Source organism: Bradyrhizobium sp. SYSU BS000235, from assembly GCF_049747295.1.
Taxonomy (GTDB): domain Bacteria; phylum Pseudomonadota; class Alphaproteobacteria; order Rhizobiales; family Xanthobacteraceae; genus Afipia.
Genome location: NZ_JBMHJM010000001.1, coordinates 1,031,587 through 1,057,968, shown reverse-complemented (window position 1 = coordinate 1,057,968; position 26,382 = coordinate 1,031,587). Strand labels below are relative to the sequence as shown.

Sequence of the window (26,382 nt, the reverse complement as noted above, 5' to 3'; positions counted from 1 at the left end):
TCGCGCACTTCAATTCCACATTCTGATATCTATCAACGCGAGACCGTTGACGGATTCGGCTCAGCCAACCGTTCGATCAAAGCCATCATGAAGCCTAGATAAGATCTGTGCAGGCGGTATGACCGACCTTGGCATTTGGTATGCCAAGAACCAAAATGTCAAGCGCGTTAATCGAGCGCCGCCCGTCAATACAGGTCAACTTGACATGGTGGCATCTGGTATGCCAAGTACATAAACCTTACCCACCGTGGTATTACCGCCTCTCTAAAGAGGGGAGATGATTCATGGCTACGCAGAAAATATCGAAGGCGCCTTTGACCGATACCGATATCGCGATCGTTCGGATTGCGCCTGAAGCCAGTTTCAAGAACAAGGCCTATGAGGCCTTGAAAGATGCCATCCTCAAGATGGACATCTACGCCAATCCTGAGCCCGTCATGCTCGACGAGCGCGCTTTGTCTGAGCATCTGGGGGTCAGCCGTACACCGATCCGCGAAGCCATCGCGATGCTCGAGCAGGATGGCTTTGTGAAGACCGTGCCACGCCGCGGTATCGTTGTCGTACGCAAGACCAAGACAGAAGTTGTCGACATGATCCGCGCATGGGCTGCGCTGGAAAGCATGGCGGCTCGCCTCATCACCACGACCGCGCGCAAGAAAGATATTTCGGCGCTGCGGACTTTCTTTAAGGACTTCAACAAGGATCGTCTGCCGCAGGACCATATCGGGGAGTATTCGAAAGCGAACATCGCTTTTCACCAGGCTTTGATCTCGCTGAGCGAGTCGCAGGTCCTGGTCGATATGACCAACGATATTCTTCTGCATGTGCGCGGTTATCGGCAACTGACCATCGGGCGCGAAGAGCGCATGTCGACGTCGTTGACTGAGCACATGGCGATCATTGAAGCGCTTGAAGAGCGAAACACCGAGCTGGCAGAGAAGCTGGCGCGCGATCACACCCTTGGACTTGCGACTTATGTCGAGACGCATGGCCAGGAAATCTTCGGTTAGACCAACATCAAGAAAAGGTATCAGGGAGGCCATTGATGCTGACGACGGCAAATAAGCCAGAAACGACAGGCGCAGACGACCAGCAGGAACTGACGGATGGCTTTCATCTGATCATCGATGCGTTGAAGCTCAACGGAGTCGACACGATCTATGGCGTGCCAGGTATTCCGATCACCGACTTCGGCCGTATGGCTCAGGCTGCAGGCATTCGTGTCATCTCGTTCCGGCATGAACAGAACGCAGGTAACGCGGCCGCGATCGCGGGCTTCCTGACCAAAAAGCCCGGCATCTGTCTCACGGTTTCGGCACCCGGTTTTCTCAACGGTTTGACCGCGCTGGCCAACGCCACCACCAACTGCTTCCCAATGATCCTGATCAGCGGCTCGTCCGAGCGTGAGATCGTCGATCTGCAGCAGGGCGATTACGAGGAAATGGATCAGCTCGCGATCGCCAAGCCGCTCTGTAAGGCGGCGTTCCGCGTGTTGCACGCGGCCGACATCGGTATCGGCGTGGCGCGTGCGATCCGCGCTGCCGTATCGGGACGTCCCGGCGGTGTTTATCTCGATCTGCCGGCGAAGCTTTTCTCTCAGGTCATGAATGCTGATGCCGGCGCCAAGTCGCTGGTCAAGGTTATCGACGCAGCGCCGGCGCAAATTCCTGCGCCCGCAGCAATCAAGCGCGCGCTTGACGTTCTAAAGAGCGCGAAGCGCCCGCTGATCATCCTCGGCAAGGGTGCGGCTTATGCGCAGGCTGACGACGCAATCCGAGCGTTGGTCGAAAAGAGCGGCGTTCCGTTCCTGCCGATGAGCATGGCGAAGGGCCTTCTGTCCGACATGCATCCGCAATGCGCGGGCGCAGCGCGTTCGACGGTGTTGAAAGACTCCGACGTCGTGATGCTGATCGGCGCACGCCTGAACTGGCTGTTGTCACACGGCAAGGGCAAGACCTGGGGCACCGCACCGAAGCAGTTCATTCAAATCGATATCGAGCCGAAGGAAATGGACAGCAACGTCGAGATCGTTGCCCCGGTCGTCGGCGATATCGGCTCCTGTGTGTCGGCTCTTCTCGAAGGCATGGGCGACAAGTGGACGGCTGCACCGTCCGACTGGACCAATGCGGTCAAGACGAAGCGCGAAGAGAACATCGCCAAGATGGCACCGAAGCTGATGAAGAATTCAGCTCCGATGGACTTCCATGGTGCCCTCGGTGCGCTGCGCACCGTCATCAAGGAGCGTCCGGACGCGATCCTCGTCAACGAAGGCGCCAACACGCTCGACCTCGCGCGCGGTGTCATCGACATGTATCAGCCGCGCAAGCGCCTCGACGTCGGTACTTGGGGCGTGATGGGCATCGGCATGGGCTTCGCTGTGGCCGCTGCCATCGAAACGGGCAAGTCCGTGCTCGCGGTTGAAGGCGATAGCGCCTTTGGTTTCTCGGGCATGGAGGTCGAGACGATCTGCCGGTACAACCTGCCGGTCTGCATCGTGATCTTCAACAATAACGGCATCTATCGCGGCACCGACGTCAACACCGGCGGCTCCGATCCTGCGACGACTGTGTTCGTCAAGGATTCGCGCTACGACAAGATGATGGAGGCATTCGGTGGTGTCGGCGTCAACGTGACGACGCCGGACGAACTGAAGCGCGCCGTCGACGCTGCCATGGACTCGCGGAAGCCGACCCTCATCAACGCAGTGATTGATCCGACCGCCGGCAGCGAAAGCGGCCGCATCGGCAATCTCAATCCGCAAAGCGTGGTGAAGAAGAAATAAGCCGGCCGCAGCTCGTTATTCACTCATTCGATAGACACAGGAACTAGCGTTAGGGAGAACTACAAATGACACAGGCGCTCAAAGGCGTTCGTATTCTCGATTTCACCCACGTGCAGTCGGGGCCAACCTGCACGCAGTTGTTGGCGTGGTTTGGCGCCGACGTGATCAAGGTCGAACGCCCTGGCGTCGGTGACATCACGCGCGGGCAGCTGATGGATGTTCCGAACGCGGACAGCCTTTATTTCACGATGCTGAACCACAACAAGCGCTCGATCACGCTCGACACCAAGAACCCGAAAGGCAAAGAGGTTCTGACCGAGCTGATGAAGAAGTGCGATGTACTGGTTGAGAACTTCGGCCCCGGCGTGCTGGATCGTATGGGCTTCCCCTGGGAAACTATCCAGAAGATCAATCCGAAGCTGATCGTGGCCTCGATCAAGGGCTTCGGTCCTGGTCCTTACGAGGACTGCAAGGTCTACGAAAACGTCGCGCAGTGCACCGGTGGTGCAGCTTCGACCACCGGCTTCCGTGACGGTCTGCCGCTGGTGACCGGCGCACAGATCGGTGACAGCGGCACCGGCTTGCACCTCGCACTCGGTATCGTCACTGCTCTCTATCAGCGTACGATGACCGGCAAGGGACAGAAGGTCACCGCCGCCATGCAGGATGGCGTGCTCAACCTTTCCCGCGTGAAGCTGCGTGATCAGCAACGCCTCGCACACGGGCCGCTCAAGGAATACAGCCAGTTTGGCGAAGGCATTCCGTTCGGAGATGCGGTGCCACGCGCAGGCAACGATTCCGGTGGTGGTCAGCCCGGCCGCATTCTCAAGTGCAAGGGCTGGGAAACCGATCCGAACGCTTACATCTACTTCATCACCCAGGCGCCGGTCTGGGAGAAGATTTGCGATGTGATCGGCGAACCAGGTTGGAAGACCCATGCGGATTACGCCAAGCCGCTGGCACGTCTGCCTCGCCTCAATGAGATCTTTGCGCGCATCGAACAGTGGACGATGACCAAGACGAAGTTCGAGGCGATGGAGATCCTCAACAAGGATGACATCCCGTGCGGTCCGATTCTGTCGATGAAGGAATTGGCCGACGATCAGTCCCTTCGCAAGACGGGCACCATCGTCGAGGTCGATCACCCGGCGCGCGGCAAGTATCTGTCGGTCGGCAATCCGATCAAGCTGTCGGACAGCCCGACCGTAGTGACCCGTTCGCCGCTGCTTGGCGAGCACACTGATGAAATCCTCAAGCAGGTGCTCGGCTTCAACGACAACCAGGTTGCGGAAATCCACAATTCAGGCGCATTGGCGCCTCCGCCGAAGGTTCAGGCGGCCGAGTAATTCGGGCCCCCAAAGGGCAAATCAGAGGCCGACGGTTTCCGTCGGCCTTTTCTTTTTGCGCCGGCGTCACTGGGGAATGGCGAGCGGCATTTTGTCGCATATTGCGTTGCGGCATTTCCAATGCTGCTATGCAAAATCAAACGTTGAGCTTGGTATCTGGTATACCTAGATTGGGGTCAACGCGGCGCCGAGAGGTGACGCTGATGTTGAAATGACTGATTTTGAAAGGCCCCTGAAATGTCCAAAGCTGCTTCCCTCGGTTACGCTTCCTCGAACGGAATTCTGCGTCAAATCGTTGCCTTCATTGACAAAATGCTGATGAAGAGCGCCCAGATTTCAGCTCGTAACGGCGACCTGCCGCGTTTCGGGCTCTAAGGGGCAGACACCCCCTCGCTCGTGATCGTTGCGAGCCAAAAAATTGTTTTTTTGCAAAGGCTCCGGTTTTTCCGGGGCCTTTTTCATTGTCACACTCGTCGTCGATGCTGCACCGCCAGAAGGTAACTACCCGGAATAACACTTGTGCGCTGGCATATCGCATACAAGGATGAGTTCGAGCAGCGACCGTCGCATTCAACTGAACGGCGCACTCGGGAGGGGATTGATGGCTGATACCGTTCCAGCGGCGGTCGCTTGGATCGTCCGGATCGCTGATCATACATCGCGACGCCCGGCAGGCAACCGTTCTCGTCCCGTGATGCGCAGTGGCGCGTCCAATTCGGCTGCGCGTGCCCCTCGCGGGGGGCAAAGTGGTGCGCCCCTTATCTTCACAACAAAAGCTGCGGTCAAGCGGCAGCGGCAGTATCGCGAATGCTGTCGCGCGCAATTCGCCACCAAGAGCGAGAGGACTCTAAACTGAGAATTGTCTGACGACCTTTATCAAGCCGACGTTGAGCGGCGGAAAACGATGTCCAGGGAGAGATAGAATGCTGCGATTGCCGATCCAGATATCAAGTCTTGGAATTGCACTTTGTGCGACCCTTGCTCTCACACCAGCTTCGGCTGCGTGGGAGCCGACCCGCCCCGTCGAGATTATCGTCCCTGCAGGCACCGGCGGTGGTGCGGACCAGATGGCGCGCACCATTCAGGGCATCATTACCAAACACCAACTGATGAAGCAGCCGATCGTGGTGGTCAACAAGGCCGGCGGTGCCGGCGGCGAAGGCTTTCTCGACGTCAAGAGCTCCGCGGGAAATCCGCATAAGCTCGTCATCACGCTGTCGAATCTTTTTACGACGCCGTTGGGCACCGGCATTCCCTTCAGTCACAAGGATCTGACGCCTGTGGCGATGATGGCGCTCGACGAATTCATTCTCTGGGTGAATGCGGAAAGCCCGTACAAGTCGGTGAAGGATTACATCGCGGCCGTGAAGGCCAAGCCCGGTGAGTTCAAGATGGGCGGCACCGGCTCGAAGCAGGAAGACCAGATCATCACGGTCGCGATCGAAAAAGCCTCCGGCACCAAGTTCACTTACATTCCATATCGCGGCGGTGGAGAGGTCGCAGTTCAGCTCGTCGGGAAGCACATTGATTCCAGCGTCAACAATCCCATTGAGGCCGTTGCCCAGTGGCGTGGCGGTGCGGTGCGGCCGCTTTGCGTATTTGACAGCAAACAGTTGTCCTACAAGGACGTCATCCACGACGGAAAATCATGGAGCGATATCCCGACATGCAAGTCCGAAGGACTTAATGTCGAGTATCTCATGTTGCGCGGCTTCTTTACGTCACCGAAGGCGACGAAGGAACAGGTCGAATACTACGTCAATCTGCTCAAGAAGGTTCGCGAGACGCCGGAATGGCAGAACCTGATGAAGGATGGTGCCTTCAATCAGACGTTCATGATCGGCGACGAATACAAGGCCTGGGTCCAGAACGAAGAGACACGGCATCAGGCGCTTATGAAGGATGCCGGCTTCCTGGCAGCATCACAATAATCCAACGACAACTCTGCCGGTGGCATTGCCACCGGCAGCCATGAAGCGCGGGGAAGTGAGATGAGCGAGCATTCAAGTGAGCTTGGCCGTGGTCCGTCGCACAGATCGACGGAATTTGCGGTGGCTGGGGTCTGTATCCTGGCCGGGTTGATCGCAATCGCCGGGGGTCTGAAGGCGGGGACCGGCTGGGGGCCCGAGGGGCCGAAATCTGGATTTTTTCCGTTCTGCGTCGGTATCGTGATCGTTCTCGCGAGCCTCGTGAATTGCGTTCAGCTATGGATGGAAAAAGATAACGGCCAGTTGTTCGCCGAATGGGGACAGTTGCGCCAAGTCCTCTGCGTCGTGATTCCAACCACGGTCTACGTGTTCACCGTGCCGTATCTCGGCATTTATGTTTGCTCGATCATTCTCATCGCGCTGTTCATGAAGTGGCTCGGCCAGTACCCGTGGACCATCACTGCAGCCATCGCCCTGGGTGTCCCCATCGCGATCTATCTGTTCTTTGAAAAATGGTTTCTCATTCCACTGCCGAAGGGACCATTGGAAGATCTGCTCGGTCTCTGAAAAAACGAAGCTGTGGTTGGAGAAGCGATATGGAAGAAGTTTTAAATCTGTTTCACGGCTTCGCGACGGTCCTGCAGCCATTCAATATCCTTGTGATGGTCGTAGGCATCATGCTCGGCGTCGTCATCGGCGTCTTGCCCGGTCTTGGTGGTGCGAATGGCGTCGCCATCCTGTTGCCGCTGACGTTCAGCATGTCGCCCACTTCGGCGATCATCATGCTCTCGTGTATTTACTGGGGAGCGCTGTTCGGCGGCGCGATTACGTCGGTCCTCTTCAATATTCCCGGAGAGCCGTGGTCCGTCGCCACGACATTCGACGGGCACCCGATGGCGCAGAAAGGCAAGGCGGGTGAGGCGCTGACAGCTGCTTTCACATCGTCATTCGTCGGTGCGTTGTTCGCTGTGATCATGATCACGCTGGTTGCACCGCTGGTGGCGAAATTCGCGCTGCAGTTCGGTCCCGCAGAAAAGTTTGCGGTGTTCTTCATCGCATTCTGCAGTTTCATCGGAATGGGCAAGGAGCCGCCATTCAAAACGGTCGTTTCGATGATGATCGGATTCGCGCTGGCGACCGTCGGGCTGGACAGCGTGACAGGTCAGCTCCGCTTAACATTCGGCTTCACAGAATTGCTGAATGGGTTCGACTTCCTGATCGCGGTCATTGGTCTGTTCGGCATCGGTGAAATCCTGCTCACGATGGAAGAGGGGCTGAACTTCAGAGGCAAGCCCGCCAAGATCAACGCGACGGTGGTGTTGCAGACCTGGAAAGAACTGCCGCGACTGTGGGCGACTTCATTGCGGTCGTGTCTTATCGGAGTTTGGATGGGTATATCGCCTGCGGGCGCCACACCCGCGTCCTTCATGAGTTACGGCATTGCCAAACGCATGTCGAAGCAAGGAGCGAATTTCGGGAAGGGCGAAATCGAAGGTGTTGTTGCGCCGGAGACAGCGGCTCACGCGGCGGGCACGGCGGCTTTGCTGCCGATGCTTTCCCTCGGCGTGCCAGGTTCGCCAACCGCAGCCGTGCTGCTTGGCGGTCTGCTGATTTGGGGCTTGCAGCCCGGGCCGCTCTTGTTCGTAGAACAGAAAGAGTTCGTGTGGGGCCTGATCGCCAGCATGTATCTGGGCAACTTGGTGGGATTGATCGTTGTTCTCACCTGCGTGCCGCTGTTTGCTGCGATCCTGCGTATTCCGTTCAGCATCATCGCGCCGGTTATTTTGGTGCTGTGTGCGATCGGCGCCTACACCGTGCACAACAATGCCTTCGACATCATCTTGATGCTGGTGTTCGGCGTGGTCGGTTACGTCATGAAGAAATGCAACTATCCGCTTGCGCCGATGGTGTTGGCCATTGTTCTCGGCGACAAGGCGGAAGAAGCCTTCAGGCAATCGCTGCTTGGGTCTCAAGGCAGTCTCAGTGTGTTCTTCTCCAACGGTTTGGTGGGCTCCATCATGGCGCTGGGATTGATCGCACTGTTCTGGCCGCTGATCTCGAATGGCCTTGCGTGGCTGCAGTCGCGCGCGCCAAAGACCGCGATGTAAAAAAAGAGTTTCATTGGCTTTGCATCTCTGCGAGGCCAATGAAGCTCTTCGATTTAAGATCGCGTCTATCCTGTTGGTGATACGAGAAAAGAAGCTCGGCTTAGGCCGAGCTTTTTGTTTGGATGCATACTCCGTTACCGGATCGTCAAAAACGCATTGAACCTCGATTACCTCTTGTCGACTGGCATATCATATACCAAGATGCGCGCCCGGTAGCCTTGTCGCCATTCAAACAGAACAAAGGCACCATCAGGAGGAACTATGGCTGATACTGTTCATACGGCGGCCCCTGCGGCCGGCCGCGTTAGTGACACCTATCGCTGGATGCAATTGGTTATCGGCGTCGGCGCGATGGTGATGATCGCAAACTACCAGTACGGATGGACGTTCTTCGTCCCGGACATTCAGAAAAAATTTGGATGGGATCGTGCGTCGATCCAGTGGGCTTTCACCCTGTTCGTATTGTTCGAAACGTGGCTCGTGCCTATCGAGGGATGGTTTGTCGATAAGTACGGGCCGCGCATTGTTGTTCTCGTCGGCGGAATCCTTTGTGCCGTCGGTTGGGCGCTCAATGCCCAGGCAACATCGCTCCATGGCTTCTACCTTGGAATGATCATCGCCGGCATCGGTGCTGGCGCCGTGTACGGGACGTGCGTCGGTAACGCGCTGAAGTGGTTTCCAGACAAGCGAGGTCTGGCAGCGGGCATCACGGCCGCAGGATTTGGTGCAGGCTCTGCACTCACGGTGGCGCCGATCCAGGCCATGATCAAGGATTCTGGTTTCCAGACCACTTTCCTTTATTTCGGTCTGGGACAGGGAATCATCATCGTGATCCTGTCGTTCATGCTGTTTGCGCCGAAGGCGGGACAGGTGCCACCACCTGTGCAGAATGCGAGTCTCCAGCAGTCGCGTCGCAACTACCTGCCGACAGAAGTCATCCGCCAGCCGATCTTCTGGTTGATGTACTTCATGTTCGTCATCGTGGGCGCCGGCGGACTGATGGTCACGGCAAACCTCAAGCCGATCGCCGCCGATTGGAAAATCGACAGCACTCCCGTGACGCTGATGGCGGTGACCATGACGGCGGTGACATTCGCGGCCACCATCGACCGCGTGTTGAACGGTCTGACACGCCCGTTCTTCGGCTGGATCTCGGACATGATCGGCCGCGAAAACACGATGTTCATCGCATTCGGCATGGAAGGTATCGGCATTTACCTGCTGTACCTGTGGGGACACGATCCGCTGTGGTTCGTGCTGCTTTCCGGTTTCGTGTTCTTTGCCTGGGGCGAGATTTATTCTCTCTTCCCGTCAACCTGCACGGATACGTTCGGATCGAAGTTCGCAACCACGAACGCCGGCTTGCTCTACACGGCGAAGGGGACCGCTGCACTTCTGGTCCCCTTCGGCAACTATATGCAGCAGTCGTCAGGAAGCTGGGACAGCGTGTTCCTCATCGCGGCCGGGGCCAATATCATGGCGTCGCTTCTCGCCATCATGCTGCTGAAGCCATGGCGCAAGGTGGTCGTGGCCAACGCCCAAGCCACCTGATCGTCCACTTAAGTGGTTGAAAAAGCGCGCTCATCCCCCCGGATGGGCGCGCTTCTTTATTTTGCGTGGTCTTGCCCGCGAAAAGGATTTGACTCTCAGGCGGGCTCAGGCATTCTCTGGTATACATAATACATAATTATGGACAGCATTGCTGTCCAATTTCGGCCGCCTGGCCGACAATGGGAGTACGCCATGAACATTCACGAATATCAGGGCAAGGCTGTCCTGAAGAGTTACGGCACGCCGGTCTCGGCGGGAGAGCCGGCCTTCACAGTCGAGGAGGCGGTTGCTGCGGCGAAGACGCTGCCGGGGCCTGTCTACGTCGTTAAATCGCAGATCCATGCGGGTGGCCGCGGCAAGGGCAAGTTCAAGGAATTGCCTGCCGACGCCAAGGGCGGTGTACGGCTGGCGAAGTCCATCGACGAGGTTGCGGCCTTCGCCAAGGAAATGCTCGGGCGCACGCTGGTCACCGTGCAGACCGGGCCGGCCGGCAAGCAGGTCAACCGTCTGTACATCGAGGATGGTTCGGATATCGCGAAGGAGTTCTACCTTTCGATGCTGGTCGATCGCGAGACATCGCGTGTTGCGTTTGTTGTCTCTACTGAAGGCGGCATGGACATCGAGAAGGTTGCGCACGACACGCCCGAGAAGATCGTCACGTTCTCAGTTGATCCGGCAACCGGCGTGATGCCGCATCACGGCCGCAAAGTGGCGCAGGTACTGGGCCTGACCGGCGACCTCGCCAAGCAGGCAGAAAGGCTCACCAGCCAGCTTTACAGCGCCTTTGTCGCCAAAGACATGGCGATGCTCGAGATCAATCCGCTCGTGGTCACAAAGCAGGGTGACCTGCGTTGTCTTGATGCCAAGATCAATTTCGATTCCAACGCGCTCTATCGTCACGCGGAGATCGTCAAGCTGCGCGATCTCACCGAGGAAGACGAGAAAGAAATCGAGGCTTCGAAATACGACCTGAACTACATCGCGCTCGAAGGCACCATCGGCTGCATGGTCAACGGTGCGGGCCTCGCGATGGCGACCATGGACATCATCAAGCTCTATGGTGCGACGCCGGCAAACTTCCTCGACGTCGGCGGCGGTGCCACCAAGGAAAAGGTGGCTGCGGCTTTCAAGATCATTACTTCGGATCCGAACGTCAGGGGCATCCTTGTGAACATCTTTGGCGGCATCATGCGCTGTGATGTCGTGGCGGAAGGTGTTGTCGCAGCGGTGCGTGAGGTCGGGTTGACCGTGCCGCTTGTCGTGCGACTTGAAGGCACCAATGTTGAACTTGGCAAGAAAGTGATTGCGGACTCCGGATTGAATGTCGTCTCAGCTGACGACCTCGACGATGCCGCGCAGAAAATCGTGCGCGCGACGCGCAAGGAGGCCGCATAAATGTCTATTCTCATCGACAGCAACACCAGGGTCATCTGCCAGGGCTTTACCGGCAAGAACGGCACCTTCCATTCCGAGCAGGCTCTGCTTTACGGGACCAAGGTGGTCGGAGGCACGTCGCCCGGCAAAGGCGGTTCGCAGCATCTCAATCTTCCGGTGTTTGATACCGTCGCAGAGGCGCGCGAGAAGACCGGTGCGGATGCGAGCGTGATCTACGTCCCGCCGCCAGGCGCTGCAGATGCGATCTGCGAGGCGATCGATGCTGAAGTGCCGATCATTGTCTGCATCACCGAGGGGATTCCGGTGGCGGACATGATACGGGTCAAGCGTGCCCTCGAAGGATCCAAGTCGCGATTGATCGGCCCGAATTGCCCCGGGGTGATGACTGCCGGCGAATGCAAGATCGGCATCATGCCCGGCAATATTTTCAAGAAGGGCAATGTCGGCATTGTCTCGCGATCGGGCACGCTGACGTATGAGGCGGTCTATCAAACCACGGCCGAAGGTCTCGGTCAGACCACCGCGGTCGGTATCGGCGGCGATCCGGTCAAGGGGACCGACTTCATTTCGATGCTCGAACTGTTTCTGGCAGATTCCGAAACGAAGTCGATCGTCATGATCGGTGAGATCGGTGGTTCGTCTGAAGAGGATGCGGCGCAGTTCATCAAGGATGAAGCCAAGCGCGGTCGCAAGAAGCCCATGGTCGGCTTCATTGCCGGGCGCACGGCGCCTCCCGGCCGCCGTATGGGCCATGCCGGAGCCATCATCTCGGGCGGCAAGGGTGATGCGGAATCCAAGATTGCAGCCATGGAGGCCGCGGGCATTCGCGTTTCACCGTCGCCCGCGCGTCTCGGAAAGACTCTCGTTGAGGTCCTAAGACACTAACCTCCCCCAGGATCGATCGAGCGACTGGCGGCCATCGAGTGGCCGCCTTTTTTTTGGCCCCACGACGGCCAGTTACTCCTTTGAGCCTGAAATCACCCGCCATTTTTCTGGCATGCCACGGGGAGAATCTTCAAAATCCTGATTGACTCTTGGTATAATGTATACCAATCTCCTTTTAACGAAAAAACGAACGTGACCAATCAGGGGAGGTTGTGATGAAAGTCGGAGACATCCTGCATCGGAAGGGCACGCGCATCGCCACTGTGCGCATGAACGAAACCGTCGCCACTGCCGCCCGTCTGCTTCGCGCGGAAAATGTCAGTTCGCTCGTTGTCAAAGACGTCTGTCGCACCGAGGGCAATGTCGCCGTCGGCATGTTCTCTGAGCGCGACGTTGTCCGCGCGGTCGCCCAGCACGGCGCCACGGGACTGAACATGAAGGTGTCAGCACTGATTTCGGTGCAGCATCTCGTGTCCTGCAGCTCTCACGATACGCTCGAGCATGCGCGGCATTTGATGGACGACAATCATATCCGCCACCTGCCGGTGATCGACGATCATACGCTGATCGGTGTCATCAGCATGCGGGATATCAACGGTGTGTTCGAAGGTTCGAGGCCGGTCTCGCCTGCCCAGTTCGCTTACGCCTGACGGTTCTCCCTGCAGAGCGCGATCGCACAGATTGCGCCGTGGTGGCGCTCTGCTTTTTTTCTTCGATCCCTGATCTGATCAAAGAACACGTCTCAATATTTCAGATCGATCTCGATGACCTAGGCCCGCGTGCACAAACGTAAGCGGGAAGCGTCACAGTTGTTTTGGCCATGATTGGGGCATGCGATGAAGATTTGTATTTATGGTGCTGGTGCGATCGGTGGCTATCTCGGTGTTCAGCTTGCCTTGGCAGGTGCCGATGTCAGCCTGGTTGCGCGCGGAGCGCATCTCGCGGCGATGAAGGCCAATGGTCTCAGGCTGCTGATCGGGGATGAAGAGCGCGTGGTGCACCCGCGCTGTACCGACAATCCTGCAGAGCTTGGACCGCAGGATTTCGTCATCATTTGCCTCAAGGCACATTCGATCACGAGCGTCATCGAGGCGATGCAGCCATTGCTCGGACCAAAAACGCGTATCGTCACCGCGGTCAATGGCATCCCCTACTGGTATTTTTACAAGCATGGAAACACCTGCGAAGGATCGATGCTCGAAAGTATCGATCCCGGCGGCCGGCAATGGCGTGAACTTGGCCCCGAGCGGGCGATCGGATGCGTGGTCTATCCTGCCACCGAAATCGAAGCCCCGGGCGTCATTCGTCACGTTTACGGCGACCGGTTTCCGATCGGCGAGCCTTCCGGTGAGAAAAGTGCCGATGTCGAGCGTCTGTCCGAAATGTTTTCGAAAGCGGGATTGCAGGCTCCGGTCCTTGAGAATATTCGGGATGAAATCTGGCTCAAGCTGTGGGGCAACGTCTGCTTCAATCCGATCAGTGCGCTGACCCATGCGACGCTTGACGTCATCGGCAGTGACCCTGGCACGCGCGGCGTCGCGAAGGCCATGATGCTTGAAGCCCAGGAGATCGCGGAGGAGTTCGGCATCAAGTTTCGCGTCGATGTCGAACGTCGCATCGAGGGAGCTCGCAAAGTTGGAGCCCATAAGACGTCGATGCTGCAGGATCTCGAACGCGGGCGGCCGATGGAAATCGATCCTTTGATCACGGCCGTGCAGGAAATGGGCCGCCTGGCGCATTTCCCGACACCAACCATCGACACGGTTCTGGCATTGGTCGCGCAGCGCGGAAAAATTGCCGGACTTTATTGAGGAAACAGGACGGCGTGTGGTCGAAGCCCGTCCAGCGCGAAATGATGCCTGTTGATTTTGGAGTTCTCACCCAATGAAGAATTGGATTCGCTTTCGTCACGAGGATGCGGTTGGTTTCGGGACGCTGACGGACAGCGACATCACGGTTCACAGCGGGAACATGTTCAATGGCGCGCAGCCCAACGGCAAGAAGCTGAAGCTTGCGGACGTCCAGTTGCTGTCGCCGACCGAGCCGACCAAGGTCATCGCGCTTTGGAATAATTTTCACGCCCTGGCGGCAAAGCTGAACGTCGCGGAGCCGGCGGAGCCGCTTTATCTGCTGAAGGCGCCGACGACGGTGACTGCACCTGATGCCGTGGTGAAGCGCCCGTCATCCTATGACGGCAAGGTGGTCTATGAAGGCGAGCTCGGCATCGTCATCGGCAAGCTGTGCAGCCGGGTGGCGGAGGAAGAAGCGGATAACTTCATCCTCGGCTACACATGCGTCAATGATATCACGGCGGCTGACATCATCGGCAAGGATGCGACATTCGCTCAATGGGCGCGTGCCAAGGGATTTGACGATTTTTGTCCATTTGGCCCCGTCATTACAACGGGCGTCGATCCTGCGAAGCTTGCGGTGCGCACGATCCTCAATGGTGCGGAGCGTCAGTCTTATCCAATCTCGGACATGATCTTCAGCGCGCAGCGGCTCGTGAGCATGATCTCGCATGACATGACTCTCCTGCCGGGCGATCTGATCGCTTGCGGCACATCGCTTGGTGTCGGCGTGATGAAAGAGCAGGTCAATACCGTCACGGTCGCGATCGATGGCATCGGCGAGCTGACCAACGAATTCCGGCAGTAAGGAAATGATGAGGGGAGGCCTCTCGCTGCAACAGCGTAAGGTGAAGGACTTTACTCGTCGTTCTTCGCGACAGCTTTTCCGCCGGTGATTTCGGCGACGACCGATGACACGCCGGCTATTCTCGCCAGCATCATGATTTCGTTCTTCTGGTCGGTTCGCAATTGTGTGAACAGTGCTCGCGACGTTTCTTTCAGCCGTGTCACAGAGGCGCTTTCCGTGTCGAAGGATTCCTCACCGGATTTCTTCCCGCGCTTCTGATAGTCGTAGACCTGCACCATGACGTCGCGCAGGGCGGCCTCCATCGGAGGCCAGTACCTTTCCTGTGCAGCCGTCAGCTTCAGGCGCTGCTTGATTCCCGCAATCTGCATGTCGCTGAGCAGCAGCCGTGACGGCTTTTCCGGCTTTGGCGTGACAACGCGCGGCGGAGGAGCAGTGAGATAGGCGTTGGCTGTCGCGAGTATCTGGCTGACAGGGCCGGGGTCCTCAGGCGCGGCTATGATCGCCCGATCGTTCTTGATGTCGCGGTTGGAGACAGGATATTGGGCGACGACTTCAGTCTCGTCCTTGGTCAGGGATGCCGAAGCGTTCTGGAAAAACAACTGCTCGCCCAACCACCAACCGCCAAAGGCGGCAAGCCCCCCGGCGCAGCAGGTCAGCAAGAGATAGGTCGTCCTGATTGCCACGCGGTTGTCTCGACGGCGAATAGATGGTCCGAACCTTAGTCCAAAATGCCTAAGAATTGTGGCGTTTCAGGCCTGGGAACCGGGTCAGGCTTTGATGAAACGTTGCCAATACGGGCTAAATTGAGCCGCCGCGAGGCCCTTCCGCCGGCCCCTGGGCGAGCGGAGGGAGACATCCGGCCCCGGATCGGCTAAGAACGACAATGAGTTAGCAAGCCACCCCGGAGGACGACGATGAGCGCATCCAAGAAGCGAACGCCACCGCAGTCTGAAGCTGAAAAGGCTATGGCTGATTACGAAGCGCAGGGCCGTGCCGTGCGCCTCAATATGGAAAGGTTGCGAGAGCTCCGGCTGGCCAAGGAAGCCGCTGAGGCTGCTGCGGCTCCTCCAAAGAAAGTTGCGCCGCGAGGCGCCAAACCGAAAAAAGCGGCTTCCGGGACGACAACGCTGAAATTGTCGGACTGGCTTGCCAACGAAGAAAAAAGCGGGCGGCGTACCTGATCAAGGGGACGGCGCACTAAGGATATGACGTGCCGAGCGTTTACGATTTCACTGCAGCGACAATCACCGGTGAGAAACTGTCTCTCGGCACATTCAAAGGGCAGGTCCTGCTCATCGTGAACACTGCCAGCGCGTGCGGTTTCACACCCCAGTACGAATCACTCCAGGCGCTCCATCAGCAGTTTGCCCCCCGCGGCTTTGCGGTGCTTGGTTTCCCATGCAATCAATTCGGTCGTCAGGAACCGGGCGATTCGCGTGATATCGCGGCGTTCTGCTCGCAGAGATACGCGGTGTCGTTCCCCTTGTTTGCCAAGATCGATGTGAATGGCGCCAAGGCCCATCCGCTGTATGCGTATCTGACCAATGAACAGCCGGGATTTCTCGGTTTGAAGGCGATCAAATGGAACTTTACAAAGTTCATTGTTGATCGCTACGGAAAGGCTATCGCGCGCTACGGGTCGATGACGAAGCCCGAAGCGCTGGCCAAAAAAATTGAGAGCCTCCTGTGATCAGGATGTGCAAACCAGGACATTGAGAAAATGAGCGACGAACTGCCGGACCGCCTTTCGAATGATCCCCGCAGCCCTTACTACAACGCCGAGGTGCTCGCGCGTGACGTTGGTATCCGCTTCAAGGGCGCGGATAAGAACAACGTCGAAGAATACTGTGTCAGCGAAGGCTGGGTGCGGGTCGCAGCCGGTTCTGCAAAAGACCGCTTCGGCAATCCTGTCACCATCAAGCTGACGGGAACTGTCGAACCGTATTTCCGCGACAAGGTATAGTTGCGAGAGGCTGGTGTCCGCTCTGGCTTGGCAAACGCTCTTACGGCGTCACAAGCCAGTAGCCACCCACGACAAGAACAAGTGAGAGCAGAACGACAGCGCCAAGAACGCCGGCGATGATGGCCGGCAGTTCATGGGCGTTCAGCCAGTTTTGCAGTGCTTTGACCATGGGTCGCTTGTAGAGGGCACTGTCCGGCCTGGCAATCCGCTGACCTCAGTGTGGACAATTCGCCGCTATCAGTTCACGTGAAAGAAGCACCTAAGTCTTCCGGTCCACCACTTCGGTCGTTGGCCGGTCGTCACCTTTCGCGGTCTCGTTGTGCCATTCGCCCTGGCCATCTTCGTACTGAATCTCCTCGGTCCGGCCCGGCACTTTTTGTTCGTTGGCGGCGCGTTCCGCCGCCGCGTGGGCGGCATCGTGGCTGGGGAAGGTTTCCGAAAAAACGCCGTTGGATGTGTAGGCCCAGCCGCCGTCGTGTTCGACCACTTGATAAACGACCTTTGCCATCTTGAGACCTCCGTAGTGGTCTCAACCTAACATCGGGTTGAGCCGGCTGTTCCGCAGAAATGGTGGGCTAGCGTCCGGATTCCGAAGTTCGCATCGCCACACGAGTCAGTACTTTTGCTGTTCTGGTGTCAGCGGCTTCCAGTGGGTCGGAGGCTCGGGGCCGACAATCCGGTTCTCAATATCCCTGATCCGGACGTTCGCGGACCACGCGTTGCTCGGCCGGTGCCAGAATCCCTCGACGTCGTTCGGCCAGTCGGGATTGTGCAGAAGAACGAATGTCCCATCCTTTGGTGCGCTGTCGATGCCTTGCCAATCGCTCATCGCGAAGCCTCCCGGGGAGCATAATCGCCCGCCGCTATCATTGTTTCCCAGACCTGTATTACAGTTGGGGCGCTTGAGGAGCGGGGGCAATCCATTGGACAAGACAAATCCTGAAAACCTGCGTTCACGCGGCATATTGACCGGCTTTGTGATCGGCATATTGCTCGCATTGCTGCCGGTTGCGGTCTGGCTGGATCTCACCAACCTCGCGGAGGCGGCGCTGCGCCGCCAGGCGACAGACCTCAATTCGCTCGTGACCAGCGTGCGCGGCTATTACGGCAGGAATGTCGTCGGCCGCATTCTGGCTCATCCCGGCTCAACTCAGGTCATCCATAATTATGAGTCGGTGCCGGGCGCCGTGCCCATTCCGGCAACGTTGTCGCTTGAACTCGGGCGGGTCATCAGCGAACAGCAGCAGAATATTACCTACCGGTTTGTGTCCGACTATCCGTTCAAGAATCGTGCGCCGCATCAGCTTGACGAGTTCGAGCGAAAGGCTCTGGAAAGCTTGCGGGCCAATCCGGATCAAAGGATCGAGGATGCCACCCGCTCATTGCTGAGCGACAGCGTGCGGCTCGTTGCGCCGGTGATCATGGGCTCAGCGTGCGTGAGCTGTCACAACGTTCACCCCGAAAGTCCCAAGCAGGACTGGAAGGTGGGCGATGTGCGCGGCATCCAGGAAGTCATGATCACCCAGCCCATCGCGGCCAATATCTTCTCCTTCAAATATCTGCTTGCCTACTTTGCGCTGGCGGCCGTAAGCGGACTGTCCTTCCTGGGCATGCAGCGTCGTCAGGCACTGCAGATCCAAAACATGAATCGTGAGCTGGAATCCAACAACGACTTCCTTGCATCGTTGTCGATGAAGATTTCGCGCTACATTTCTCCGCAGATCTACAAGAGCATCTTCAGCGGCCAGAAGGACGTTGTCATTCACACCGAACGCAAGAAGCTGACGATCTTCTTCTCCGATATCCAGAATTTTACGGCGACCACGGAACGGCTGCAGCCGGAGCAGATCACGCAGCTGCTCAACGAGTATTTCACGGAGATGTCTGTCATCGCGCTCGCTCATGGCGGCACGATCGACAAGTTCATCGGCGACGCGATGTTGATCTTCTTCGGGGATCCCGAAACCAAAGGCGAGCGGCTGGACGCGCAGGCCTGTCTGCGGATGGCGTGGGAGATGCAGCGCCGCCTGGTCGAGTTGAATGCAAAATGGCGCTCGGAGGGCATCGAGCAGCCATTCAAGACCCGAATGGGCATTAATTCCGGATATTGCAATGTCGGCAATTTCGGCAGCGTCGATCGCATGGATTATACGATCATCGGTGCAGAAGCGAACTTGGCTGCACGGTTGCAAAGTATCGCTGAGCCTGGGCGCATCGTGATCAGCTACGAGACCTTTGCGCTGGTCAGCGATGTGGTCGCTGCGCATCCGTTGCCGGCGATCACCATGAAGGGGATCAGCCGCGAGGTCATCCCTTATGCCGTCGACAATCTCCTCGGTGCGTCGGGCGACAAGGGCGAGGTGGTGGTCGAGCGCATGCCGGGTCTCGATTTCTATCTCGATCCATCGCTGATCGATGCGAAAGAGGCGGAGCGCGTGCGTGCGATCCTTGCGGATGCCATGGCCGCGCTGGAAAAGCGTGAGGGGAAAGCGGAGGGGTAGGTGTTATGCCAATGCCCGCAATACTCCTTCGACAACCTTGCGCTCGTCGGCGGTCAATGGCGCCTGTGGCGGAACTGGGTCTCCGACCGCGTATCCCTGGATGTCCAGACCTGCTTTGATGCAGGCGGCAAGATTGAAGCGCGCGAAGGCTTCGTTGACGTGCCAGAGCTTGCGCTGCAGCGCCATCGCCTCATCCCATCGCTTAGCCTGACACAGTTCGTACAGCTTTACGCTCTCCTGCGGCACGATGCAGGCCGGGCCGGCCATCCAGCCGACACCCCCGATCAGCATCACAGCCGCTGGAATGTGAGCGGACGCGGCGAACACACGTAAGGCATCGCCGCAACGATTCATGATCGAGAGCAGCCGGCCTGTATTGTTGGACGCATCCTTGATGTACTGAATACGAGGATGCTCCGCGAGCCGCGAGATGACGTCCAGCGTCAGGTCCGAGCGCTGAAATTGCGGGTTGGTGTAGATCACGACCGGGATGTCGACCGCATCGGCAATTGCGCGGAAGTAAGCTTCGACCTGTGCGTCCTTGACCGGAAAATAGGACTCCAAAATCGCCAGGATGCCATCGGCTCCGCGCCGCTGATGTGCCTTCGCTTGTGCAACGGCGTCAGCTGTCGACGTTGAGGCGACGCCTGCGATAACCGGAACGCGCCGTGCCGCGGCTTCGATCGTCGCCGAGACCACGGCGACTCGCTGCTCGGGGCCGAGATAGGCGAACTCGCCGGTCGAGCCGAGCGGGGTCAAGCCATGGACCCCCTTGCCAATGAGATCGTCGCACAGCCGGCCAAGGATATCCGTCTTGATCGTTCCGTCCTGTGTGATCGGAGACACCAGGTAGGGCATGACACCACGCAAGTCGGACATCGGTTCGGTCATCCTTTGGGTTATGAAAATCGCGGACGATTTATTTCGGGGAGATGTTAACGATTGAAGCACATCTTGCGGTTACCGGACAATTCGTGATGCTTGATATTGGCAACGGCTAACCGTGCGACACAAGATATCGAGGATGATTGAGTCGGGCATGTTATGAATCGCTGATTCGGACGTGTTTCGTTCCGGTCGTGTTCCAAAACTTAAAATCCGGCGGCCGCGTCGTCACGTTTTGAGACAAATCGCTGAAGCAAGGTGAGAACACCGTGATGAGCACACGCAAAACGAGACTGGCCCTTGTCGTCGCGGTTCTGATGGGCGCGACGGGCACGGCATTCGCGCAGGACGTGGTCGGCATCGAGATCTGTACGGCCGAGAAAACCATGGAGCGGCGCACCAGCTGCCTGCAAAGCAACATCAACTTTCTGAAGACAACGATGACCAAGGCTGCGCTTGACAGCCAGCAGAAGATCGATGCCGCCAACCGGCAAATCGATGCGCTGAAGGCGACTGTGATCGGCTTGCAGAAGACGGTCGAACAGTTGCAGAGCCAGGTCCATACGTTAGAGAAGAAGCCAGCGGAGACACACAAGCCCTCCGCCAAGGAGCCGGCTGCCAAATGACGGGTGCGGTGCCGCCGAAAACGCCTCGCACGCCGAACGTGGCCTCGAAGACAATTGCGAAGCGCAAGACGGTCACGCCGCGCGGTCCTAAAAAGCCGGCGGGCGAGCAGAGTTTCGTCTATGTGCTCGGCAGCTTTCATAAGGGCCGCTACATCTCCTATGTCGGCTGGACAAATGATGTTGCGCGGCGGCTCGATCAGCATAATACCGGGGTGGGCGCCCGCTCCACCCGCGGCCGGGTCTGGATTTTGCTGCACACGGAATCTTTCGCGACGCGCAACGAGGCGATGAGCCGGGAGTGGTATCTCAAGCGCGATCGCATCTTCCGCAAGCAATTAATGGACGGCATTCGCGCAAGAGCCAGCAGCGAAGTCGCAAGAATAAAATGAGTGCACCATGAATCCCACACCGTCCCCGCTCATCGTCGATGCCGCCCGAACCCGCGCGAGCCTGCCGTTTGATCGCCTGATCCCGGCCTTGCGCGAAGCGTTTACCGTGGGCGCGGATGTGCCGGTGCGCCATCATCATTTCATTCCGCAGCCGGACGGTTCGACGGCGACCGTGCTGATTATGCCGGCCTGGCGGCAGGAATTCCTAGGGATCAAGATCGTCACGATCTTTCCCGAGAATGGGAAGCGACATCTGCCGGGACTGTTCTCGAGCTATCTGCTTTGCGATGGCCCATCCGGACAGCACCTGGCGCTGATTGACGGCAATGAGATCACCTCGCGCCGGACGGTTGGTATTGCCGCGCTCGGTGCGGACTTCCTGGCACGGAAAAAAGCGTCGAAGCTTTTGATTGCTGGTTCGGGCCGTATTGCGAGCCTCGCGGCGGATGCATTTCGCGCGGTGCGGCCGATCACCCAGGTTGCGGTCTGGAACGTCAATCCACCTGGCGCGGAGCGCCTTGTTCAATCGCTCCGGGCAGAAGGGATCGACGCCTATGTCGCGCCCGACCTGGAGCAGGCCGTCAAGGAGGCTGACATCGTCAGTTGCGCGACGCTCGCGACCACGCCGATCATCAAGGGTGAATGGTTGAAGCCGGGCACACACCTTGACCTGATCGGCAGCTTCACGCCGTTCATGCGGGAGGCCGACGATGATGTCTTCCGGCGAGGGCGGGTCTATGTCGATACCATGGATGGGCTGAAGGAATCCGGCGAATTGCTGGACCCGATCCGAAATGGCGTGATCACGCCGGACGATATTGCCGGATCGCTGGCGCAGCTTTGCCGCGGCGAGCGTAAGGGCAGGGGAAGCGACAACGAGATCACGGTGTTCAAGGCCGTCGGCCATGCCTTGTCTGACATCGCGGCGGCTGCGCTCGTGTACCAGGACTTCATCGGCAAATAGAATTACGAACAGAACTGAGTTGCGTGAGCGTGCTGGCTATTGCGCAAATCGCGCGATAGGTTTGCCGTCACCGAATTCGTGAGCATCAATAAGAAAATCCCGGAGGTCTTCATGTCAAAGCTTCGCATCATCGCAACCGGTCTCGAGTTTCCGGAAGGGCCGGTGGTGATGCCCGATGGCTCGGTAGTGCTGGTGGAAATCCGCGCGCAGAAGCTGACACGCGTTTATCCGGATGGCCGGAAGGAGACCGTGGCGAAGATTCCCGGCGGTCCGAATGGCGCTGCCATGGGGCCCGACGGAAAATGTTATATCTGCAACAATGGCGGCTTCAGCTGGTCGCAGGGGCGTGGTGCCCTGATGCCCGGTGCACCTGCGCCGTCCGAATATCTCGGTGGTTCACTTCAGCGCATCGATCTCGCGACCGGTAAGATCGAAACCCTGTTCGAACGCTGCGGCGACCGCAAGCTGAACGGCCCGAATGATCTGGTGTTCGACAAGCAGGGCGGGCTCTGGTTCAGCGATCTCGGCAAGCGCCGCGCCCGCGACATGGATGTCGGTGCGGTCTATTACATGAAGCCGGGCGCGACCGAGCTTGTTGAAGCGGTGCCCGCGATGCTTCCAGCTAATGGAATTGGGCTCTCGCCGGATGAAAAGACGGTCTATGTGGCAGAGACGCCGACGTCGCGTCTGTGGGCGTTTGACGTCGGTGCGCCCGGTGAGATCAAGCCGGGCCCGGTGATTTATCGCGGCGAGATCGGCAGGCCGCTTGCGGGCCTTGGCGGATACCAGATGTTCGATTCGCTTGCGGTCGAAGCTTCGGGGAATGTCTGTGTGGCGACGCTGATATCAGGATGCATTTCGGTGATCGCGCCCGATGGAAATCTCGTCGAGCAGGTGCCGACCGGTGATCACGTCACCACCAACATCGCATTCGGCGGGCCGGAGTTGAAGACGGCCTACATCACTCTGTCCGGCAAGGGTGAGCTGGTGGCGATGGATTGGCCGCGTGGCGGGCTGCCGCTGAACTTCCTCAACAAGTAGGAGTACCAATGACCTGGCTTGCTCCCGTCACGCTCGCAGGCGCTCATGCGCGCCTGGAGCAGCTGTCTTCGTCGCATCATGACGGCCTTGTCGAGGCTGTGAAGGACGGCGAGCTTTGGAAACTCTGGTACACCTTCATCCCACGTCCAGAGGATATGGGGAAGGAGATCGAGCGGCGGCTCGGTCTGCAGGCGGCCGGCGCGATGCTGCCGTTCACCGTCTTCGACGCAAATGGCCGCATCGCCGGCATGACGACTTATATGAACGTTGATGCGCCAAACCGCCGCGTCGAGATCGGATCGACCTGGTATGCCGCGCGCGTCCAGCGCACGCCGCTCAACACCCAGTGCAAGTTGCTATTGCTGACCCATGCTTTTGAGAAGCTGGATTGCATCGCCGTTGAATTCCGCACCCATTTCTTCAATCACCAAAGCCGTCGGGGAATCGAGCGGCTCGGCGCCAAGCTCGATGGTGTGCTGCGCAGCCATCAGATTTCTCCGAACGGGACGCTGCGGGATACGGTGGTTTACAGCATCATCGCCGGCGAATGGCCGACTGCGAAGACGCATCTGACGTTTCAGCTGGAACGCCAGCGCTAAGGCAGCCAACACGTTCAGTCGCTCTAAAAGAAAAATGGCCGGGACAAGCCCGGCCATGACAGCGACACATCTTGAGGCTGACGGCGCTCAGACTTCGCGGCGGCTCAGAAACGCCAGCCTTTCAAACAGGTGTACGTCCTGTTCGTTCTTGAGCAGTGCACCGTGAAGCGGCGGGATCAATTTGCGAGGATCGCGCTCGCGCAGCGTTTCCGGTGTCATCTCTTCGTTCAACAACAGCTTGAGCCAGTCGAGCAGTTCCGAGGTTGACGGCTTCTTTTTCAGGCCCGGCACGTCGCGCACTTCGAAGAAGATGCGGAGTGCTTCCTCGACCAGGCGCTTCTTGATGCCGGGGAAGTGCACGTCGACGATCGCGCTCATGGTGTCGGCGTCGGGGAACTTGATATAGTGGAAGAAGCAGCGGCGCAGGAATGCGTCCGGCAATTCCTTCTCGTTGTTGGAAGTGATCATCACGATCGGGCGCTTGGCGGCTTTGATGGTCTCGCCGGTCTCGTAGACGTGGAATTCCATCCGGTCGAGTTCGAGCAGCAAATCGTTCGGAAACTCGATATCGGCTTTGTCGATCTCGTCGATCAGCAGCACAGGGCGCTGGTCGCTGGTGAAGGCGTCCCACAGTTTGCCGCGCTTGATGTAGTTCGAAATGTCCGACACGCGGGGATCGCCGAGCTGGCTGTCGCGCAGGCGCGATACCGCATCGTATTCGTACAAGCCCTGTTGTGCCTTGGTGGTGGACTTGATGTGCCAGGTCAGCAGGGGTGCATTGAGAGCCTTCGCGACTTCCTCGGCCAGTACGGTCTTGCCGGTGCCGGGCTCACCCTTCACGAGCAGCGGACGTTCGAGCACGATCGCAGCATTGACCGCGACCTTCAGATCATCGGTGGCGACGTAATTTTGAGTGCCGGTAAATTTCATCGAGAAGTTTGCCTTGTGATGTCTTCGTTGGACGTAAATGCCGTCGCCGTTTCAAACAAGAGACGACCGCCTCATCAGCGGTCGTCCCAAAAATCGCTTAGAGTGTCACGCACGCCGGATCAATGAGAGAATGACGAGGACGATGACACCGCCGATTGCCGCGTTGATGATGGCGCGGATGATCCCGGTGCCGAGGTGGACGCCGAGTTGCGGCAACAGCCAGCCGGCAACCACAGCGCCAATAATGCCGATCACGATGTTGCCGAGCAGCCCGAAGCCCGCACCTTTGACAATGAGCCCGGCGAGCCAGCCTGCGATCGCACCGACAATGAGCCAAACGATGATGGATTCAATACCCATGAACGAACCCCCTGTTTTAAACGCTGCGACTCTCAGTCTCGAGTGCCGCGTGACCCTGTCAACGCCGTGAACCATCCGGTTTGGATGCGTCCTGGGCGTCAAACGGCAGTTTAGTTGAAATCACTGGGTGGTCTAGGCCGCCACCAGCCTCATTCGCGGCCGCAAGCCTGCAATGCAGTCCTGCTTTCAGGCTCGGTCCCCTGGCGCGAACCCTTGACGGATGCGCGGGCGCGGGCACATTAGGGCTTATGTTCCTGCAATTTTTCACATCGCTGCGCGACGCGCAGGTGCCGGTCACGCTCCGTGAATATCTGACGCTGATGGAGGCGCTCGACGCCAACCTCGCCGACCAGAGCGTGGAGCATTTCTACTATCTGGCGCGAGCTTCGCTGGTGAAGGACGAGCGCAATCTCGACAAGTTCGACCGTGTGTTCGGCGCCACCTTCAAAGGGCTCGAGAACCTGCTCGATGCCATGGAGAAGGCCGACATTCCGGCAGAGTGGTTGAAGAAGCTCGCGGAGAAATACCTCACCGAGGAAGAAAAGAAGCAGATCGAGGCCATGGGCTGGGACAAGCTCATGGAGACGCTCCGCAAGCGGCTCGAGGAACAGAAGAAGCGGCACCAGGGCGGCAACAAGTGGATTGGCACCGCCGGCACATCGCCGTTCGGTGCCTACGGCTACAACCCTGAGGGTGTACGTATCGGGCAGGAGAAGAACCGCAATTTCAGTGCTGTGAAGGTGTGGGACCGTCGCGAATTCAAGGACCTCGACGGCAACGTCGAGCTTGGCATCCGCAACATCAAGGTCGCGCTGCGCCGCCTGCGCAAGTTTGCGCGGACCGGTTCGCCTGATGAACTCGACCTCGACACCACGATTCGCGAAACCGCGAACCACGGCTATCTCGATGTGCATATGCGGCCCGAACGGCGCAACGCGGTGAAGGTCCTGATCTTCTTCGACATCGGCGGCTCGATGGACGGTCACATCGCGCAGGTCGAAGAGCTGTTCTCGGCGGCCAAGACCGAGTTCAAGCACATGGAGTATTTCTACTTCCACAACTGCCTCTATGAGGGCGTGTGGAAGAACAACAAGCGCCGCTTCAGCGATCGGACGCCGACCTGGGATATCCTTCATAAATATCCACACGACTATAAGGTGATCTTTGTCGGCGATGCGTCAATGTCACCATACGAAATCGTCGTTCCAGGCGGTTCGGTCGAGCACGTCAACGAGGAGGCGGGTTCGATCTGGCTGGACCGTGTCACGCGGACCTATCCGCATGCGGTCTGGCTCAATCCGGTCGCCCGCAAGCACTGGGACTATTCGGAATCGACCACGATCATCCGCAAGCTGTTCACGGAGCGTATGTTCCCGCTCACCCTCGAAGGGCTCGAGGGCGCCATGCGGGAATTGACCCGCTGATCTAGTGGTCCGATTCTAACATTTGCATCCCGTTTCGGCAGGTGCGT

29 protein-coding genes are annotated in these 26,382 nt (G+C 58.3%); 22 read left to right on the top strand and 7 right to left on the bottom strand.

Annotated elements, in window-relative coordinates:
- Positions 1-284: 284 nt before the first annotated feature.
- The 12 genes from ACP0KA_RS04925 to ACP0KA_RS04870 all read left to right on the top strand — a co-directional run bounded on the left by ACP0KA_RS04925 (position 285) and on the right by ACP0KA_RS04870 (position 14,653).
- Positions 285-1,010: a GntR family transcriptional regulator gene (locus ACP0KA_RS04925; RefSeq protein WP_424627724.1), complete on the top strand. Its 726-nt coding sequence runs from the start codon at positions 285-287 to the stop codon at positions 1,008-1,010.
- Between the two features lie 35 nt (positions 1,011-1,045).
- The gene (oxc, locus tag ACP0KA_RS04920; RefSeq protein ID WP_424627723.1) at positions 1,046-2,782 is read left to right on the top strand and encodes an oxalyl-CoA decarboxylase; all 1,737 of its coding nucleotides are present in this window, start codon (positions 1,046-1,048) and stop codon (positions 2,780-2,782) included.
- Positions 2,783-2,847: 65 nt separating this feature from the next.
- Positions 2,848-4,128 carry a formyl-CoA transferase gene (gene frc, locus ACP0KA_RS04915; RefSeq protein ID WP_424627722.1) on the top strand — a complete coding sequence of 427 codons (1,281 nt, stop codon included), beginning with the start codon at positions 2,848-2,850 and terminating at the stop codon, positions 4,126-4,128.
- A gap of 923 nt (positions 4,129-5,051) precedes the next feature.
- Positions 5,052-6,059, top strand: a complete 1,008-nt coding sequence (locus ACP0KA_RS04910) for a Bug family tripartite tricarboxylate transporter substrate binding protein (RefSeq protein WP_424627721.1) — start codon at positions 5,052-5,054, stop codon at positions 6,057-6,059.
- 60 nt (positions 6,060-6,119) lie between these two features.
- Entirely contained in the window at positions 6,120-6,623 is a 504-nt protein-coding gene (locus ACP0KA_RS04905) for a tripartite tricarboxylate transporter TctB family protein (RefSeq protein ID WP_424627720.1), read from the top strand.
- Positions 6,624-6,652: 29 nt separating this feature from the next.
- Complete coding sequence (locus ACP0KA_RS04900) at positions 6,653-8,164, top strand: tripartite tricarboxylate transporter permease (RefSeq protein WP_424627719.1); 1,512 nt, start codon at positions 6,653-6,655, stop codon at positions 8,162-8,164.
- Between the two features lie 261 nt (positions 8,165-8,425).
- Complete coding sequence (oxlT, locus tag ACP0KA_RS04895; RefSeq protein ID WP_424627718.1) at positions 8,426-9,715, top strand: oxalate/formate MFS antiporter; 1,290 nt, start codon at positions 8,426-8,428, stop codon at positions 9,713-9,715.
- Positions 9,716-9,907: 192 nt separating this feature from the next.
- Complete coding sequence (sucC, locus tag ACP0KA_RS04890; protein WP_424627717.1) at positions 9,908-11,110, top strand: ADP-forming succinate--CoA ligase subunit beta; 1,203 nt, start codon at positions 9,908-9,910, stop codon at positions 11,108-11,110.
- On the top strand, positions 11,111-11,995 hold the full coding sequence (gene sucD / locus ACP0KA_RS04885) for a succinate--CoA ligase subunit alpha (RefSeq protein WP_424627716.1): 885 nt from the start codon (positions 11,111-11,113) through the stop codon (positions 11,993-11,995).
- Between the two features lie 215 nt (positions 11,996-12,210).
- Positions 12,211-12,645, top strand: coding sequence for a CBS domain-containing protein (locus ACP0KA_RS04880; protein ID WP_424627715.1), 435 nt, complete (start codon positions 12,211-12,213; stop codon positions 12,643-12,645).
- Positions 12,646-12,831: 186 nt separating this feature from the next.
- Entirely contained in the window at positions 12,832-13,806 is a 975-nt protein-coding gene (locus ACP0KA_RS04875; protein ID WP_424627714.1) for a 2-dehydropantoate 2-reductase, read from the top strand.
- Positions 13,807-13,879: 73 nt separating this feature from the next.
- Entirely contained in the window at positions 13,880-14,653 is a 774-nt protein-coding gene (locus ACP0KA_RS04870; RefSeq protein ID WP_424627713.1) for a fumarylacetoacetate hydrolase family protein, read from the top strand.
- Between the two features lie 50 nt (positions 14,654-14,703).
- On the opposite strand, the gene ACP0KA_RS04865 is transcribed toward ACP0KA_RS04870, so the two are convergent.
- The gene (locus ACP0KA_RS04865) at positions 14,704-15,336 is read right to left on the bottom strand and encodes a hypothetical protein (RefSeq protein WP_424627712.1); all 633 of its coding nucleotides are present in this window, start codon (positions 15,334-15,336) and stop codon (positions 14,704-14,706) included.
- 231 nt (positions 15,337-15,567) lie between these two features.
- Here ACP0KA_RS04865 and ACP0KA_RS04860 point away from each other — a divergent pair, with 231 nt between their 5' ends.
- From ACP0KA_RS04860 to ACP0KA_RS04850, 3 genes are read left to right on the top strand one after another with little or no spacing between them, the layout of a single operon-like run.
- Positions 15,568-15,834 (top strand): hypothetical protein, encoded by a 267-nt coding sequence (locus tag ACP0KA_RS04860; RefSeq protein WP_424627711.1) that lies wholly within the window; start codon positions 15,568-15,570, stop codon positions 15,832-15,834.
- Between the two features lie 29 nt (positions 15,835-15,863).
- Complete coding sequence (locus tag ACP0KA_RS04855) at positions 15,864-16,343, top strand: glutathione peroxidase (protein ID WP_424627710.1); 480 nt, start codon at positions 15,864-15,866, stop codon at positions 16,341-16,343.
- A 30-nt stretch (positions 16,344-16,373) separates the two neighbouring features.
- The gene (locus ACP0KA_RS04850; RefSeq protein ID WP_424627709.1) at positions 16,374-16,616 is read left to right on the top strand and encodes a DUF3297 family protein; all 243 of its coding nucleotides are present in this window, start codon (positions 16,374-16,376) and stop codon (positions 16,614-16,616) included.
- A gap of 40 nt (positions 16,617-16,656) precedes the next feature.
- Here the strand turns inward: ACP0KA_RS04850 and ACP0KA_RS04845 are convergent, their stop codons facing one another.
- From ACP0KA_RS04845 to ACP0KA_RS04835, 3 genes are all read right to left on the bottom strand, one after another.
- Complete coding sequence (locus ACP0KA_RS04845) at positions 16,657-16,785, bottom strand: hypothetical protein (protein ID WP_424627708.1); 129 nt, start codon at positions 16,783-16,785, stop codon at positions 16,657-16,659.
- Positions 16,786-16,875: 90 nt separating this feature from the next.
- A complete protein-coding gene (locus ACP0KA_RS04840; protein ID WP_424627707.1) occupies positions 16,876-17,124 on the bottom strand; it encodes a DUF2188 domain-containing protein in 249 nt (82 codons plus the stop codon).
- 105 nt (positions 17,125-17,229) lie between these two features.
- Positions 17,230-17,445: a hypothetical protein gene (locus tag ACP0KA_RS04835; RefSeq protein WP_424627706.1), complete on the bottom strand. Its 216-nt coding sequence runs from the start codon at positions 17,443-17,445 to the stop codon at positions 17,230-17,232.
- 94 nt (positions 17,446-17,539) lie between these two features.
- Here ACP0KA_RS04835 and ACP0KA_RS04830 point away from each other — a divergent pair, with 94 nt between their 5' ends.
- Entirely contained in the window at positions 17,540-19,117 is a 1,578-nt protein-coding gene (locus ACP0KA_RS04830) for an adenylate/guanylate cyclase domain-containing protein (RefSeq protein WP_424627705.1), read from the top strand.
- Between the two features lie 3 nt (positions 19,118-19,120).
- Here ACP0KA_RS04830 and ACP0KA_RS04825 read toward each other — a convergent pair whose 3' ends face one another.
- Positions 19,121-19,996 carry a dihydrodipicolinate synthase family protein gene (locus ACP0KA_RS04825; RefSeq protein ID WP_424627704.1) on the bottom strand — a complete coding sequence of 292 codons (876 nt, stop codon included), beginning with the start codon at positions 19,994-19,996 and terminating at the stop codon, positions 19,121-19,123.
- A gap of 278 nt (positions 19,997-20,274) precedes the next feature.
- Here ACP0KA_RS04825 and ACP0KA_RS04820 point away from each other — a divergent pair, with 278 nt between their 5' ends.
- The 5 genes from ACP0KA_RS04820 (at position 20,275) to ACP0KA_RS04800 (ending at position 23,621) form a co-directional block, all read left to right on the top strand.
- On the top strand, positions 20,275-20,628 hold the full coding sequence (locus tag ACP0KA_RS04820; protein WP_424627703.1) for a hypothetical protein: 354 nt from the start codon (positions 20,275-20,277) through the stop codon (positions 20,626-20,628).
- On the top strand, positions 20,625-21,017 hold the full coding sequence (locus ACP0KA_RS04815; RefSeq protein WP_424627702.1) for a GIY-YIG nuclease family protein: 393 nt from the start codon (positions 20,625-20,627) through the stop codon (positions 21,015-21,017). Before ACP0KA_RS04820 ends, ACP0KA_RS04815 begins: the two co-directional genes overlap by 4 nt.
- Before the next feature lie 7 nt (positions 21,018-21,024).
- On the top strand, positions 21,025-21,981 hold the full coding sequence (locus tag ACP0KA_RS04810; protein ID WP_424627701.1) for an ornithine cyclodeaminase family protein: 957 nt from the start codon (positions 21,025-21,027) through the stop codon (positions 21,979-21,981).
- 111 nt (positions 21,982-22,092) lie between these two features.
- The gene (locus ACP0KA_RS04805; RefSeq protein ID WP_424627700.1) at positions 22,093-23,022 is read left to right on the top strand and encodes an SMP-30/gluconolactonase/LRE family protein; all 930 of its coding nucleotides are present in this window, start codon (positions 22,093-22,095) and stop codon (positions 23,020-23,022) included.
- An 8-nt stretch (positions 23,023-23,030) separates the two neighbouring features.
- Positions 23,031-23,621: a GNAT family N-acetyltransferase gene (locus ACP0KA_RS04800; RefSeq protein ID WP_424627699.1), complete on the top strand. Its 591-nt coding sequence runs from the start codon at positions 23,031-23,033 to the stop codon at positions 23,619-23,621.
- 87 nt (positions 23,622-23,708) lie between these two features.
- On the opposite strand, the gene ACP0KA_RS04795 is transcribed toward ACP0KA_RS04800, so the two are convergent.
- Both ACP0KA_RS04795 and ACP0KA_RS04790 read right to left on the bottom strand, forming a co-directional pair.
- Positions 23,709-24,551, bottom strand: a complete 843-nt coding sequence (locus tag ACP0KA_RS04795; RefSeq protein WP_424627698.1) for an AAA family ATPase — start codon at positions 24,549-24,551, stop codon at positions 23,709-23,711.
- A 105-nt stretch (positions 24,552-24,656) separates the two neighbouring features.
- Positions 24,657-24,911 (bottom strand): GlsB/YeaQ/YmgE family stress response membrane protein, encoded by a 255-nt coding sequence (locus tag ACP0KA_RS04790; protein ID WP_424627697.1) that lies wholly within the window; start codon positions 24,909-24,911, stop codon positions 24,657-24,659.
- 248 nt (positions 24,912-25,159) lie between these two features.
- Here ACP0KA_RS04790 and ACP0KA_RS04785 point away from each other — a divergent pair, with 248 nt between their 5' ends.
- On the top strand, positions 25,160-26,335 hold the full coding sequence (locus ACP0KA_RS04785; RefSeq protein ID WP_424627696.1) for a vWA domain-containing protein: 1,176 nt from the start codon (positions 25,160-25,162) through the stop codon (positions 26,333-26,335).
- Positions 26,336-26,382: the final 47 nt, after the last annotated feature.

Coding starts and splice junctions, on each gene's coding strand:
- ACP0KA_RS04925 (WP_424627724.1), top strand. CDS start 285: ATGGCTACGCAGAAAATATCGAAGGCGCCTTTGACCGATACCGATATC.
- oxc (WP_424627723.1), top strand. CDS start 1,046: ATGCTGACGACGGCAAATAAGCCAGAAACGACAGGCGCAGACGACCAG.
- frc (WP_424627722.1), top strand. CDS start 2,848: ATGACACAGGCGCTCAAAGGCGTTCGTATTCTCGATTTCACCCACGTG.
- ACP0KA_RS04910 (WP_424627721.1), top strand. CDS start 5,052: ATGCTGCGATTGCCGATCCAGATATCAAGTCTTGGAATTGCACTTTGT.
- ACP0KA_RS04905 (WP_424627720.1), top strand. CDS start 6,120: ATGAGCGAGCATTCAAGTGAGCTTGGCCGTGGTCCGTCGCACAGATCG.
- ACP0KA_RS04900 (WP_424627719.1), top strand. CDS start 6,653: ATGGAAGAAGTTTTAAATCTGTTTCACGGCTTCGCGACGGTCCTGCAG.
- oxlT (WP_424627718.1), top strand. CDS start 8,426: ATGGCTGATACTGTTCATACGGCGGCCCCTGCGGCCGGCCGCGTTAGT.
- sucC (WP_424627717.1), top strand. CDS start 9,908: ATGAACATTCACGAATATCAGGGCAAGGCTGTCCTGAAGAGTTACGGC.
- sucD (WP_424627716.1), top strand. CDS start 11,111: ATGTCTATTCTCATCGACAGCAACACCAGGGTCATCTGCCAGGGCTTT.
- ACP0KA_RS04880 (WP_424627715.1), top strand. CDS start 12,211: ATGAAAGTCGGAGACATCCTGCATCGGAAGGGCACGCGCATCGCCACT.
- ACP0KA_RS04875 (WP_424627714.1), top strand. CDS start 12,832: ATGAAGATTTGTATTTATGGTGCTGGTGCGATCGGTGGCTATCTCGGT.
- ACP0KA_RS04870 (WP_424627713.1), top strand. CDS start 13,880: ATGAAGAATTGGATTCGCTTTCGTCACGAGGATGCGGTTGGTTTCGGG.
- ACP0KA_RS04860 (WP_424627711.1), top strand. CDS start 15,568: ATGAGCGCATCCAAGAAGCGAACGCCACCGCAGTCTGAAGCTGAAAAG.
- ACP0KA_RS04850 (WP_424627709.1), top strand. CDS start 16,374: ATGAGCGACGAACTGCCGGACCGCCTTTCGAATGATCCCCGCAGCCCT.
- ACP0KA_RS04845 (WP_424627708.1), bottom strand. CDS start 16,785: ATGGTCAAAGCACTGCAAAACTGGCTGAACGCCCATGAACTGCCGGCC.
- ACP0KA_RS04840 (WP_424627707.1), bottom strand. CDS start 17,124: ATGGCAAAGGTCGTTTATCAAGTGGTCGAACACGACGGCGGCTGGGCC.
- ACP0KA_RS04835 (WP_424627706.1), bottom strand. CDS start 17,445: ATGAGCGATTGGCAAGGCATCGACAGCGCACCAAAGGATGGGACATTC.
- ACP0KA_RS04825 (WP_424627704.1), bottom strand. CDS start 19,996: ATGTCCGACTTGCGTGGTGTCATGCCCTACCTGGTGTCTCCGATCACA.
- ACP0KA_RS04820 (WP_424627703.1), top strand. CDS start 20,275: ATGAGCACACGCAAAACGAGACTGGCCCTTGTCGTCGCGGTTCTGATG.
- ACP0KA_RS04815 (WP_424627702.1), top strand. CDS start 20,625: ATGACGGGTGCGGTGCCGCCGAAAACGCCTCGCACGCCGAACGTGGCC.
- ACP0KA_RS04810 (WP_424627701.1), top strand. CDS start 21,025: ATGAATCCCACACCGTCCCCGCTCATCGTCGATGCCGCCCGAACCCGC.
- ACP0KA_RS04805 (WP_424627700.1), top strand. CDS start 22,093: ATGTCAAAGCTTCGCATCATCGCAACCGGTCTCGAGTTTCCGGAAGGG.
- ACP0KA_RS04800 (WP_424627699.1), top strand. CDS start 23,031: ATGACCTGGCTTGCTCCCGTCACGCTCGCAGGCGCTCATGCGCGCCTG.
- ACP0KA_RS04795 (WP_424627698.1), bottom strand. CDS start 24,551: ATGAAATTTACCGGCACTCAAAATTACGTCGCCACCGATGATCTGAAG.
- ACP0KA_RS04790 (WP_424627697.1), bottom strand. CDS start 24,911: ATGGGTATTGAATCCATCATCGTTTGGCTCATTGTCGGTGCGATCGCA.
- ACP0KA_RS04785 (WP_424627696.1), top strand. CDS start 25,160: ATGTTCCTGCAATTTTTCACATCGCTGCGCGACGCGCAGGTGCCGGTC.